At 36.9% G+C, this 13,101-nt stretch carries 14 protein-coding genes; 11 read left to right on the top strand and 3 right to left on the bottom strand.

Features of this window, described 5'->3' with window-relative positions; all coding sequences use genetic code 11:
• Positions 1 to 38: 38 nt before the first annotated feature.
• Positions 39 to 341: a winged helix-turn-helix transcriptional regulator gene (locus tag HNQ98_RS03990; RefSeq protein ID WP_014973859.1), complete on the bottom strand. Its 303-nt coding sequence runs from the start codon at positions 339 to 341 to the stop codon at positions 39 to 41.
• Between the two features lie 81 nt (positions 342 to 422).
• Here HNQ98_RS03990 and HNQ98_RS03985 point away from each other — a divergent pair, with 81 nt between their 5' ends.
• The 10 genes from HNQ98_RS03985 to HNQ98_RS03945 all read left to right on the top strand — a co-directional run bounded on the left by HNQ98_RS03985 (position 423) and on the right by HNQ98_RS03945 (position 8,822).
• Positions 423 to 1,178: an ABC transporter ATP-binding protein gene (locus HNQ98_RS03985; RefSeq protein WP_014973860.1), complete on the top strand. Its 756-nt coding sequence runs from the start codon at positions 423 to 425 to the stop codon at positions 1,176 to 1,178.
• Position 1,179: 1 nt separating this feature from the next.
• Positions 1,180 to 3,393 (top strand): ABC transporter permease, encoded by a 2,214-nt coding sequence (locus HNQ98_RS03980; protein ID WP_014973861.1) that lies wholly within the window; start codon positions 1,180 to 1,182, stop codon positions 3,391 to 3,393.
• Positions 3,390 to 4,385, top strand: a complete 996-nt coding sequence (locus HNQ98_RS03975) for a nucleotidyl transferase family protein (protein ID WP_223822753.1) — start codon at positions 3,390 to 3,392, stop codon at positions 4,383 to 4,385. Before HNQ98_RS03980 ends, HNQ98_RS03975 begins: the two co-directional genes overlap by 4 nt.
• Before the next feature lie 17 nt (positions 4,386 to 4,402).
• Positions 4,403 to 4,630, top strand: a complete 228-nt coding sequence (locus HNQ98_RS09265; RefSeq protein WP_223822754.1) for a hypothetical protein — start codon at positions 4,403 to 4,405, stop codon at positions 4,628 to 4,630.
• 136 nt (positions 4,631 to 4,766) lie between these two features.
• Complete coding sequence (locus HNQ98_RS03970; protein ID WP_014973862.1) at positions 4,767 to 5,567, top strand: ATP-binding cassette domain-containing protein; 801 nt, start codon at positions 4,767 to 4,769, stop codon at positions 5,565 to 5,567.
• Positions 5,564 to 6,292 (top strand): membrane protein, encoded by a 729-nt coding sequence (locus HNQ98_RS03965; protein ID WP_014973863.1) that lies wholly within the window; start codon positions 5,564 to 5,566, stop codon positions 6,290 to 6,292. The genes HNQ98_RS03970 and HNQ98_RS03965 overlap by 4 nt, the downstream gene beginning before the upstream one ends.
• On the top strand, positions 6,270 to 6,737 hold the full coding sequence (locus HNQ98_RS03960; RefSeq protein WP_014973864.1) for a LytTR family DNA-binding domain-containing protein: 468 nt from the start codon (positions 6,270 to 6,272) through the stop codon (positions 6,735 to 6,737). The genes HNQ98_RS03965 and HNQ98_RS03960 overlap by 23 nt, the downstream gene beginning before the upstream one ends.
• Positions 6,724 to 7,119 carry a DUF3021 family protein gene (locus tag HNQ98_RS03955; protein ID WP_014973865.1) on the top strand — a complete coding sequence of 132 codons (396 nt, stop codon included), beginning with the start codon at positions 6,724 to 6,726 and terminating at the stop codon, positions 7,117 to 7,119. Before HNQ98_RS03960 ends, HNQ98_RS03955 begins: the two co-directional genes overlap by 14 nt.
• Before the next feature lie 159 nt (positions 7,120 to 7,278).
• On the top strand, positions 7,279 to 8,274 hold the full coding sequence (locus HNQ98_RS03950; protein ID WP_014973866.1) for a nucleoside hydrolase: 996 nt from the start codon (positions 7,279 to 7,281) through the stop codon (positions 8,272 to 8,274).
• Positions 8,271 to 8,822, top strand: coding sequence for an ECF transporter S component (locus tag HNQ98_RS03945; protein WP_014973867.1), 552 nt, complete (start codon positions 8,271 to 8,273; stop codon positions 8,820 to 8,822). The genes HNQ98_RS03950 and HNQ98_RS03945 overlap by 4 nt, the downstream gene beginning before the upstream one ends.
• Positions 8,823 to 8,928: 106 nt before the next feature.
• On the opposite strand, the gene HNQ98_RS03940 is transcribed toward HNQ98_RS03945, so the two are convergent.
• Positions 8,929 to 9,429 carry an NUDIX domain-containing protein gene (locus tag HNQ98_RS03940; RefSeq protein ID WP_014973868.1) on the bottom strand — a complete coding sequence of 167 codons (501 nt, stop codon included), beginning with the start codon at positions 9,427 to 9,429 and terminating at the stop codon, positions 8,929 to 8,931.
• 344 nt (positions 9,430 to 9,773) lie between these two features.
• On the opposite strand from HNQ98_RS03940, the gene HNQ98_RS03935 reads away from it, so the two are divergent.
• Positions 9,774 to 11,849: a DNA topoisomerase gene (locus tag HNQ98_RS03935; RefSeq protein WP_135198030.1), complete on the top strand. Its 2,076-nt coding sequence runs from the start codon at positions 9,774 to 9,776 to the stop codon at positions 11,847 to 11,849.
• A gap of 54 nt (positions 11,850 to 11,903) precedes the next feature.
• On the opposite strand, the gene HNQ98_RS03930 is transcribed toward HNQ98_RS03935, so the two are convergent.
• Positions 11,904 to 13,067 carry an MFS transporter gene (locus HNQ98_RS03930; protein WP_014973870.1) on the bottom strand — a complete coding sequence of 388 codons (1,164 nt, stop codon included), beginning with the start codon at positions 13,065 to 13,067 and terminating at the stop codon, positions 11,904 to 11,906.
• Positions 13,068 to 13,101 lie beyond the last annotated feature (34 nt).

Raw genomic sequence — 13,101 nt, 5'->3', positions numbered from 1 at the left:
TTTTTTATGTGCTTATATTGACTCAAAACAGCAATTCATCACTCATGATAATCACCATACCAAGCCTTAATTTCAGGTACGAGCTGTAATAGTTTTAATCCTTTATCTGTAAAATGATAGGCAATTTGTGGCGGAATAGTGGGTAAATGTTCCCGTGTAATAATGCCGTTTGATTCAAGTGCCTTTATCCTTGTAGCAAGGATTCTAGGATTAATAGTAGGGATATGGTTTTTCATCATGCCGTAATGATTATAACCGTTATGGATTGCTTCTAGAATTTCAATGGTAAATTTTCCTTTAACGACATCAATTGTGTCTTGAACTGGACAGGTAGTTGGCATAGTATACTTTTTTTCCCTTATTGTGAATAATATCACTTCTGTTTATTATAGTTAATATATCATAAGAAGGGGCATAAACCAATGACAGAGAAAAGTATTATTCAAGTTAAAAACTTATCTAAGCGATATGACAACAATAACCAAATTTTAGAGGGGATTGATTTAGAAATTTTTGAATCGACTTTCACCGTGATTATGGGACCTTCAGGTGCGGGCAAGTCAACGCTATTACAAAACATATCAACTATGGATCAGCCGACAAGTGGGCAAGTGGTTTTTGAAGCACAAGATTTAACCAAACTTTCTGATAAAGCTTTATCAAGATTTAGACGCAAAGAAATTGGTTTTATTTTTCAATCATTTAACCTGATTGAACATTTGAGCGTGTTAGAAAATGTGTGTCTGCCAGGATTCCTATTGAAATCAAAATCTAAAAAGCAAGTGATACAACGTGCCAAAGATTTGCTTACTGGATTGGGATTAGGAGACCATGCTAATCAAGCAATTAATCATTTATCGGGTGGACAAAAGCAACGTGTGGCGATTGCTAGAAGTCTGATTAATCAACCGAAAATTCTTTTTGCAGATGAACCAACAGGGGCCTTGGACTCAACTTCTGGTATAGAAGTACTAGATAATCTCACTTTAAATAATCAAAACGGGCAAACAATTGTCATGGTCACGCATGATCTAAAGGCAGCACTTCGTGCTGATAGAATTTTATTCATAAAAGATGGGCAGATTTATGGTGACCGTATTTTTACACCTTATGACGCTAGCCAACTCAAAGCTAGGCGATCAGAAGTTGAAGCTTGGCTACTAGAGATGGGGTGGTAAAATGCAAAAAATTGTCAAGTCATTAATTTTAGGACAAAAAGCCTTTATGGTGACAATTGCTATTCTAACCCTTTTATCAAGTTTAACGATGATTACAGTCTTAACAGCTTATCAAGCAAATGTTTCGCAGTATCAAACAGCATACCGCACTCATAAGTTACCTGATATCCTTGTCAAACAAGATACGCAACAAGATGTGGCAGCTGATTTAAAAGGTCTTAAGAATGTAAAAAATGTTTCATCTGTACCTAATATTATCACGCAAGTTGAAGGCAAAGATAAGCAAAATATTGCTTTACTGCTCTCAGATGATACCACGCGTGTCAATGTACAGGCACCGTCAGACCATGAGGTTATACTTGCGTCATACCTAGAATCAACTGGTAATTTTAAACGTGGTGATACGATTCATATTGGGAATAAAAACTTGATTGTGAAAGGTTTTTATGAAGATCAGCTACTTGGTAGCCCGCTTTTTAAGTATAAGCAGGGCATTGTATCACAAACGACTTTCAATACCTTGGTAGCCCAAAAAGGTAGCCAAATGACTCAGATGGCCTTTGTTGACCTAGTAAAAAAACCTAAAAATGCAGATAATCTGCTATCAGATTATCATAATCGACTAAAAGCAGATTTGATTTATGATAAAGCTTACATTCAGAAAGCCTACACGATGTTGCCTACTATTGTGGCTTTGGTTATTATTTTAGCTGCCATTTTTTTGTTTGGAATTTGTCAGTTTGTGATACGCTTTGCACTTGTTTCTGGCATAGCCAAGGATCGTAAAAAAATTGCGACATTCAAAACGTTAGGTATGAGTGGTCGTCAAGTCAAGTTGGCTTATGTGTCTGCTTTTTTATTAAGTAATATGGCTGGGCTATTTGTTGCTATATTGGCGAGTTTCTGGACAAGTAATGTAGCATTTATATTTTTCTGGCACTTAAATGGCTTTACAAGTGTTAAACATATACCACTTAATATTGTTGTAGTGCTTGCTATCACTTTGCTGATGTTAGGTCTCTCCATGATAATTATCTTATTATCACTTAAAGAGACTGGTAATATTTCGCCAGCATCAGCTTTTCAAGATGGGCAAAGTAAATCCAAGCAAGGTAAATTTAATTTTGATTTGACTAAAAATTCGCTACCTCTTCAAATAGGGATTGCGTTTAAAGATTATGTTCAAAAAATTGGACATTATATGACTTTTACGCTTGTGATAGGACTTTTTGTATTTTTGAGTTTAATGATTGCAACCCTAAATCAAGGCTTTAAAGGTCATGTTGACAGCCTTTTTGGATTACCAAAGGTTGATGTTGTCATGCGCACGCCAGATCACACAATACGAGGTGAAGCGTTGCAACAAATCAATACTCTGACATCAATTAAATCAAGTGGTTATATTCAAGAAACTAAGATTGTCCTAAAAGATGAAGTGATACCTGTACACCGGTACAGTACAATACCATATGAAATGAAGGTATTATCAGGGCACACGCCCAAAAACCAGCAAGAGTTGTTGCTATCAAGTAACCTCATAAAGACATTAAAACTTAAAGTTGGACAAAAAGTTCATATTAAAACACAATTATCTGATAACACTGAGATGACAATTGTGGGGACTTATCAGACCATTAATAATCTAGGGAAAGAAGCGTACAGTTTGGTTGATTTAGATTTACCAATGAACAATACTTATATTAACCTGAAAAGTACAGATCAAAAAGATAAGCTATTGACCGGGTTTCACCGAGATAAGGTCCAACTGACAGATACAAGCGCAAGTTCAAAAAGTTTAATCACAACAATCCAAACTGCAGTCAAATTGTTAGCTAGTATTATTTCAATTTTGACACTCGTTATTTCTGGTTTGTTTGTTTATCTCGTAAGCTACTTGACGATTGAAACGGAAAAACGGCAGTTAGCCTTGAAAAAAATGTTAGGGTTTACCAACGTCCAGCTGAAAGTGCAGTATTTATTTAGAGCAGGATTTGCACTTGCTCTGGGTATTGGATTGAGCCTGATTCTTGATAGATTTATCGGGTCATTTTTATTGAATGGTCTTGTTGATTTAGGTGGATTAACACAATTTACTGTTCAGTTGCCGTTATCATATGATATTGCCATTATTTTACTACTTGTTGTGGAAAGTAGCCTAATTGTTATATCTGCAAGCCGTCGTATCACAAAAATTAAAATTGGGTACTTTTTATGAAATTATTCAATAGTATTTTTTTAAAAATTGCACTGAGTATGGGACTAATCATGTACTTGGCGTATGCTGTCCCAACTGGAAAATATGCGAATTTTTATTTGATTGGCGTTAGTGCCTTTACAGCGGTATTTCTACCCATTTTCACGCTTATCAGTACTTATTTAGAACAAAAAGGCTTTAGGTTAACTGGTTCGATGTTCCTCAGTAAGTTAACAAAATTGGTATGGCAGAGCCTTTACAATCTTCTAGTTCTAGGTCTGCTAGTTAAAGGCAATGTTATCGATCCCAATAATCTCAAAATGGTTGGTGGTTTAATTGGGGCTGTTTGTTTAACTTCTTTAGCATCACAGGGCTTACAATATCTGGCAATTACGCTAAGTAATCATGATAAAGGTAATCGATTTGCTAATATCTTTTTTGCTTTAAGCTTGAATGTGATTATCAGTGCATTGGCTGCATTAGGATACAAGAATGTACAGGTATTTTTCGTTATTATGGGGCTACTGCTGGGTGTCATTGGGGTACTCATTAGTTTGATAACAGATATTTGGGGATTACTTCCGTCTAAAGGTGGGATTGGTTTATATCTAGGGACGTTTAATCCCGTACACAAGTCACATATTGCAATTTTAAAGGATTTTATTGACAAGCGACAGTTAGACAAAGTTTATATTCATCCAACAGTTATTCCTAAGATGCACCAGTATCTTTTAGATAAGGGAATGATTAAGATTGTTGATCAACGTGCTGGTAAACGTTACTATGAAAAATCTGCGACAGCTGATCCGCTTGTTAATTTTTTTCCAACCGGTCAAGTTTTTTACGAGGCAGAAAATCGTGTATTCATGTTAAAAGCTGCAATAAAAGAAGCTGGGCTAGAGAATAAGGTAGAGATATTATTTGAACCTAATCTTTATCGAACAGATGGATTTTACGCCATTATTAAAGCTATCAAAAAACGCCATTCTCACATTCAGTTACATGACTATTAGGAACGGATGAAGGTGGTATGTTGTTACATGATATCTATGACGAAACTCGGATTAAGCCATTTGTGAAATTATGGCGAGATAATATATCTGGCACTGCCATACGAAAAGGGGAGAAGGGCATGACAACGCCCAAGATAACAGAAATGCTGAATTTGTTGGATCATTTGAGAGAAGGTCAAAATGAACAATTATTTGGCAAAACAGTACAGTTAGTTAATAATCGTTTGGAGGTTGCTGATGACTGAATCAAGTATCATTTTTCTTGGTAACTCGCATAATATTTTCACATGTTATACACTCACCTTAACCGCTTATCACAAAAGCGGTTTTTTTGATCCCCTAAATTGCTAAAATAAAGCCAATATGAGAAGGGAGATTACAATGTTAGAAATTAAAGGATTAAATGTATCATACGGGAAAAAGCTTGCTTTGACAGTGCCGAATTTAACCATTAATAAGGGTGAAATTATTGGTGTGATGGGACAATCAGGATCAGGGAAATCGACGTTAGTGAATAGTTGTTTAGGATTAGTTCCTTTTAAGGGGCAAGTCACACTTAATACTGATGATGTCGGCATATTGATGCAGGAGCAATATTATATTGATACTATGACAAATCAGAAAATTATGGAAGGATTATTGAACACAAGCATCAAGAAAGATAAGAAGTTAGTTGAATTAATTGATTTTTTTAATTTCAGGTCACAATTATCTCACCATTTTAAAAATATATCTGGCGGGCAAAAGCAACGTATGAGCCTAATCATGGTACTTTATCAAGAACCAGAATTACTGTTTTTGGATGAAATGACAACTGGTCTTGATTTTGAAAGCCGACAGGCACTCATCAAGCAATTGAAAGTATATTTTAAAGAACATCAAACAACCGTTATCATGGTGACACACTATGCCAAAGAAATCGAACAGCTAGCTGATAAGCTCTTAATTATCGATAATGGACAAGTAATTGCCTTTGATGCACCTAAAAATCTATTTAAGCAATATGTCGGCTATTCAGCATTTATTGTTGGCAACAACGTCGACAAAAATATTAAGGTACAGCAGCCTGAAGAAGAGTATTCAGTCGCAAGACAACTTATTGACGATGGGGATGATTTTAGGCGGACACAAGGTGATATTGAATTAGTTTATACGGAAGTTATGAAGGGACAACGCGCATGATTCAAAAAAGAAAATTAGTCTTTGAATTTCAAAATTTATTAGGCAATATGATAACGTTATTCTTTGGATTTGCATTTGCACCAATGATGGCGTTAGTTTTTGGGAGTAGCTATGACAATGTACCACAAGCATTAAATCAGCTTTATCTCAGCTTTTTTTCTACAATACCGCTGTCAATGGTATTTGTCGGGTTCAGTTCACTATTTTCGCAAGAAGTGGAACATGGCTTTACGTTACGCGCTGAACTTTTTGGTTATTCACGTGTATCGCAAGCGCTACATAAATTTATTGCCCTAACAGGATTTGTTTTGTTATCAAGCATCATTTACTCATGGATTTTTCTATCTCATTTTAATTTGCCATTACCTAGCCCATCAATTATGGTGCAGATGGCTATTTTTCAGATTTTAAGTACGGCAGTCTATTTCATGATTATATTTTTATTAACAATGATTTTGAAGAAGTTTTCACAGGTTTATGGGATTTCTATGATTAGCTATTTTGCCATCATGATTATTTCGGGTATTATGGGCAATATGAATGTGGGTAAATTAGGTAATTACTTGCCAATTAAACTATTTATAACTGATTATACAAAGCATCTCAATGACACGGATTATATATCTGGTAAAATAGGTCTATATCTACTTATTTTATTAGGTATTCTTGGTGTGATTATGAAAGTGGTTGTGGGTAATAAAAATGGAAATAAACATCAATATTGATGATGAACTAGAAGAAGTTAAAGTTGTCATCGCAGGTCGCAATATTGAAGAACTGGCAGATATTGCTCAGTACCTCAAAGCTAAAAATACATTTTCTCGGCAACTTGCGATCAAAACAGCCGATAATATCAGGGTGGTCGACAAGGGAAATATCATGCTAATGGAGAGTTTTGGCAATGATTTGACATTTACTCTCAAAAATAACCAGAAGTTAACGACCAGAAAGACACTAAAAAAGTTTTTAGCAGAAAATCAAAAGTTTAATTTTGTTCAAATTTCTAAATCGGCAGCCATGAATTTGTCATATTTGTCAAAGATGGAAGCGGCATTCTCTGGAAATTACTATGCCTTTTTGACAAATGACACACGGGTTACAGTGTCTAGACGGTTCATCAAAGGTATTTTAAACAGATTAGAAGGGAGAGCAGAAGATGAAACATTTTAAAGCAGTTTTGGTATATCTACTAGTAGGTATTGGTGTTGGATCATTTATTTCACTACTATCGTTTACGTTAAACCACGATACACCATCAATGACGCAGTTTATCTTGTTGATGATGATGAGTGCCATTATGGGCCTATTATCTCTCATATTTGAGTATGATAAAATCACGTTTATTACGCAACTTGTGAGTCATTTTCTTTTAGAAATGCTAACTTATTGTATTTTTATTTGGCTGACTTTTGGAAATGTTATTATTGCAATTGTTAATCTACCAACATTTCTGATTACCTATGTCATTATTTTTATCTATTTTAGAAAACAGGGACGAGATAATGCGCGCCGTATTAATCAAGTATTAACCGAAAGGAATCGCAAAAAATAACTTCAAATATATCGTATAAAATAATTATTTAAGCAGTATTCTCGCAAAAGATTTGTTATACTTAATACGCATTTATCAAAATCAATAACTCATTTATTGGACTGGTTCGTAAACTGCCCAGGATAAAAAACCAAGTAACCTTGAAAGGTAGGAGAGATAATGCGAAAACAAAAAGTGATCATCGATGCTGACCCAGGCATTGATGATAGTCTGGCATTACTTGTGGCTTTACGGTCACCAAAACTTGATGTGATTGGCATTAGTATTGTTGAAGGGAATGTACCCACAATAATTGGTGTTCAAAATGCATTAAAAGTATTACGAGAAGCCAATCGATTGGATATCCCGGTTTTTGCGGGTGCAGAAGTACCATTAAAGCATGAATATGTGAGTGCACAAGACACACATGGTGAAGATGGTTTGGGCCAAAGTCAACTTGAACGAGTGACTGACGTGAAACCGAGCCAACGCGATGCACAAGCAGGTTATGCGAAGCTATTGTCTGAAAATGAAGATGTTTGGTTTTTAGCACTTGGACCACTGACTAATGTGGCCATAGCACTTCAGCAGCAACCAGATATCTGGCAACAGGTATCACGTTTAATTGTGATGGGTGGTGCTGATCAGACTAATGGCAATACATCCCCTGTGGCAGAGTATAATTTTTGGGTTGATCCTGACGCAGCTGATTACGTGTTTCAAAATAGTCCATTGAACATTGAACTAGTCCCACTAGATGTTACACGCAAACTCGAATTCACGCCAAATATGTTGCAGATGATGCAATATTTGGATGCAGAAAAGGCTAAATTTGTTGCCCAAATTATGCCATTTTATTTTGATTTTCATTGGCAACAGGAACATGTTTTAGGCGCAGTCATCAATGATCCGTTAGTGATTATCTACGCATTGCATCCTGAACTTGTACGTTCTGTTAATAAATATGTGACTGTAGTGACGGACGGAATTGCTCTTGGTCAAAGCATTGTAGATCGTGCAGATTTTTGGAAAAAGCAACCTAATGCAACGATTTTGCAGGCTGTGGATGCTAAATCTGCAATGGCACATATTATTAGTGGTCTATTGGCTAGCAATGTTGCTGACATTGAAAATGAGTTAGATAATATTGCGACAAACTTGGAGCGATTATCATGACAAAACATTTCTCAGCACAAAAAATTGCGTTAATTGCATTATTTATTGTTATTAACATTGTTGGTGGGCATCTTGCCTTATATGCACATTTGCCAATTTACTTGGATACAATTGGTACCTTGCTTGGAAGTGCCTTCTTCGGACCCATTGGTGGCCTATTTACTGGTATTCTAACGGCATTAATTAATGGGACGACGGGGGACCTTTTTTCCATTTACTATATGCCTAGTCAAATAGCGACAGCATTAGTATCTGGATTTGTTTATAAAAAAATGCGACCAACGAATTTTAAAAATATTTGGTGGGTCGCGCTGATTATCTCTATACCAGCTACGATTGTAAGTACCATTATCACAGTAATTTTGTTTCATGGTATCACATCATCTGGATCAAGTATGATTGTTCAGGTCTTACATGGTTTTGGTTTGAACCAAGCACTGTCAGTTTTCTTGGTACAAGTGGGTACGGATTACTTAGATCGAGTGATTGGCGTGTATGTGGTTGCTATTGTTTACCAGACATTGATGTCACGAATGGCAATCGAATAAGTTGATGTTTTATAATTAAAAAGACTTAGCGCTTAGATGTTAATTAACATCTAAGCGCTAAGTCTTTTTTGTTTAACGATTAGTTTGTTTTCTCTGGTTGAATAATTTATTTTTCATGCTCGCGAAGCCAGGGCCGATCACTCACTTCATTTTCTGTTAGTACGCGATGTAAGGTTTTTTGAGCCTCTGGTACGAACATCTTAGGTTCAGGTGAAACGTTCACAAATTGTAAATCTATGGTTTCTGTCCCGTCCTTTTTTAGTATGCCACCAAGTTGTCTGACTTCAAAACCGACACCAATAGTTTCCTGTGCATCGCCCCATGAATTTTTTGCTGTCAAGTTTGTGGATAGCCCCAACATGCGGACCACTTCAACATCTAAACCAGTTTCTTCTTTAAACTCTCTAACAACTGCTTGCATTGGTGAATCACCATATTCCAAGTAACCCCCTGGAAAACACCAACCGACATCGGAGTCCCAACATTTTTCAAGTAAGATTGCGTCATGCTTTTCATTCCATAAGACACCATAGGCTGATACAAAAATCATTCCCTCGTGACCAACTTTTTCACGCATACGCGCAATATAATTTTTTCTAACTACCATTTTACCCCCATACCGACACTTTATGAATTGTATATTTAATCTCTCATCGCGTATTAATTCTGAGTTACTGCTAACTCAAATAATAAACTTTGTGCTAAAACACACAAAATTAAAAATCATATTCTTATCATACACGACTTTTATCTCAGATGCACGTGAGAATCTCTTATTATTATGATTTTCTAGAATAGGGAATTTTTATTGTCATTGATTTTGTTAACATATTATATTCCCGGTGAATTCAGTAGGATTAATAGTGTAGCCGCATCACTACTCATTCCTGAATGATTAATAATCTGTTAAAATGAAAGATAAGACTGTCAGAAAGATAATTAAAAGAACTTATGCCAAACTATCTCATTTTAACTGAAAAGCCATCCGCAGCAACTAATTTTACCAAAGCACTTGGTGGTAAGACTGGTTCATTTAACGACTTTACTTATAAAATAACCAACTTGCGTGGTCATGTGATGACCCTAAAAGATCCCGAGGAAATGGTTGCTGAAGATTTGAAAAAGCAATACAAGTCTTGGTTAGTGAAGCATTTACCATGGAACTTGTCTGATTTTTCTTGGGCACGGACGTATATTCGTCAACGTCATATGCGTACGGGTAAGATTGAATCCACAAAAAAAATAATTGATGACTTAAAAAAAGAATCAAAATTAAGATACGATGCGATTGTGATTGCAACTGACACAGACCCTTCTGGAGAGGGTGAGTTACTTGCCTGGGAAGCCTTGGATGCAATTAGTTGGCATGGTCAAGTTTTACGTGCAAACTTTATGGACGAGTCAGCTTCTGGCATTCAAAAGGCCATGTATCAACTACGGGATGTTTCGGATAAACTAGCTGATGGTGAGTATGTCAAGGGTGAAAGCCGTAACCGGTGGGATTTTGCTTCAATGCAGTTGACTCGAATTGCTACTACTGCGGCTAAGAAACAGGGGTTCAAGGTCGTAGCGCGTGAAGGCCGGTTGAAGTCCGTCATTGTTTGGCGTATTTATCAACAACTTGATGCGATTAAAAATTATGTCAAAACACCATATTTTGAAGTGAAATTTAAAGATCCAGCGGTACATGTTTTTGGCAGAGTAACACCACAAGGGGATGTTATACCGTGGCGTTTTACGACGAAAGAACAAGCCAAAATTGATCTTAATCAGTATCACGACAGCGCAGTTATCAATGAAAAACATCAAACACGGACGCAAGCGCCAGGAAAGTTGTTAGATTTGGCGGGGTTGGCTTCGATATTAGCACCTCGTGGATTTTCTTCAAAGGAAGTGTTGAGTACTTATCAAAAAATGTATGAAGCACAAATTGTTTCCTATCCACGTACAGAAGACAAGACGGTGACCCCGGAGCAATTTAATGAATTACTGCCGTTGATTGACCAGATTGCGGACATTGTCGGTGTCGACAAAACACTGCTAACACACCGTTCCCCACGTGCAACACATGTCAAATCGCAAGGTGCACACGGGGCCAACCGACCTGGTGAAAATTTACCACAAACAACACAATCTTTAGTGAAATTTGGTGCTAGTGGACCAGCAATTTATGAAGTTTTGGCGAAAAACTATTTAGCCATGTTAGCAGAAGATTATGTGTATGATCATGTGACGGCTAATTTAAAAGATTATCCTGAATTTAAAACGGCATTTAATCGACCACTTAAGATGAATTTTAAGTTAGTGTATGATTCACAAAAAGCCATTAAAATTGAAGATACTGAAGAAGAAAATTCAACTGCTGCACAATTAGGACCGCAGGCGAAGCCATATTTGCATGAAGGAGCGAATCCAAAGCCACAAACACCAACAACTAAATGGATTATGGCATTTTTGGAAAAACATAATGTTGGTACGGGTGCAACGCGCGTGTCTACATTATCTGAGATGTCTCGTGGGACTAAAGCCATGTTAACTGAAAAGCGTGGTAAATTGGGATTGACAGAAACTGGGCAGGTGTCTGCTATCATGGTGAAAGATACCTGGATTGCCTCGCCTAAAATTACAAAACGTTTATTTGAGATGATGACCCAAGTTGGTCGATTTGAAATGACGATGGCACAAGTATTGGATTCAGTGACGAAAGTGGTTGAACATGATATGCCAATTATGTTAGCCAATGCAGAGCAACTGGAAACCCTTCTGGGTAAGCCAAAACAAGTGCCAAAGAAAAAAGTAACAGAAAAAATGACTGGTATATTCAAAGGTGAAGAAATTACTTTTGCCAAAGAATGGAGTGGGCATGTTTTTACTGATGATGAGCTAACCAAAATGTTAAACGGTGCCGAAATTAGTTTTCAAGCAAAGTCTAAACGTGGAAAAATCTACACGGCGACTGGTAAACTAGCCAAACAAACATTTAAAGGTAGTACATTTTATGGGTTTAAACTTAATCCGAAATCTTAATTAAATCAACATAAAAAGCATGTCAGTGTGAGAGATATCACACTGACATGCTTTTTAGTTTTCTTGTCGTCGATCAGGTAAAAACAGGGCCGAGAATGCCCCAATAAATAAGGCAATCATAAATATTATAAAAATGTAATCCACTGTGATATGCCGATCTAATAGGAATCCAACTAATAACGGGCCAATGATTGCACCTAATCGGCCAATACCTTGTGCGAAACCAGTCATTGTACCACGATGTTCAGGTAAATATTGGCCGGGTGTTAAGGCAATAATAGTGCCATATGCACCAAGATTAAAGAATGAGAGTAAACTACCAAATAGCAGCGTTGTAAATGTGTTATGTGCTTGTCCGAATGCAAACGCGCTGATACCAGTACCTAACATGTAAGCGATAAATACCCAACGTACACGTATTTTACCCATTAACCAGGCTGCCAAAAAATACCCTGGTAATTGCGCAAGCGTGATGATGACTGTATAACCGAATCCAGTCACTAAAGTATTACCACGCGTGGCTAAAATAGTTGGTAGCCACATAAACATACCGTAATAACTAAACATCACCATTAACCAAGTTAACCACAATAGCGCGGTTTGATAATTGAAAGTAGATTTAAGACTTTGGACAAGCGTTGGCGTGTAAGCAGCTATAGGGTGGGCATCAGTCAATTTACTACGTATGACCAAGGCAAAACCAACTGGTAGTGCTGTCAGAATAAGCAAGCCACGCCAGCCAAGACTGTCAGCAAACAAAAAAGCTAATAAGGATGCGATTAACCAACCAACAGCCCAGAAACTATCAGCTAAAATGAGCAAACGAGATTGCAACGTACCTTTAAAGTGATCAGCGAGAAAGGTCGCTGCCACAGGTAATTCACCACCTAGACCTAAGCCAACGAAAAAACGAATGACTAAGAACCAAGTATAGTTTGGTGAAAAAGCCAACGCTAGATTACCGAGAGAAAATAATAATAAACTAGCAGTTAAGGCGTTCTTACGACCAAATTTATCAGCAGCTTTACCGAAACCAACCGCACCAATAGCCATACCAACCGCACTAATGGCAGATAAAAATCCAGTTTGTGTCGCTGCCAAATGCCATTCAGATTGCACAAGTGGCATGATAAAGGAGAGTAAGGCGACGTCCAAGGCGTCAAATAGCCAGGCTGTGCCAATGATGAGCAATGTTTTTCGAGCAAAAGATGAGAACATAAAAAAACTCCTTTTAAGTATATAATACCTTTAT

Source organism: Leuconostoc carnosum, from assembly GCF_014207505.1.
GTDB classification, from domain to species: Bacteria; Bacillota; Bacilli; order Lactobacillales; family Lactobacillaceae; genus Leuconostoc; species Leuconostoc carnosum.
Note: the sequence above shows the minus strand (reverse complement) of the source record. Positions and strands in the feature narration are given on the sequence as shown.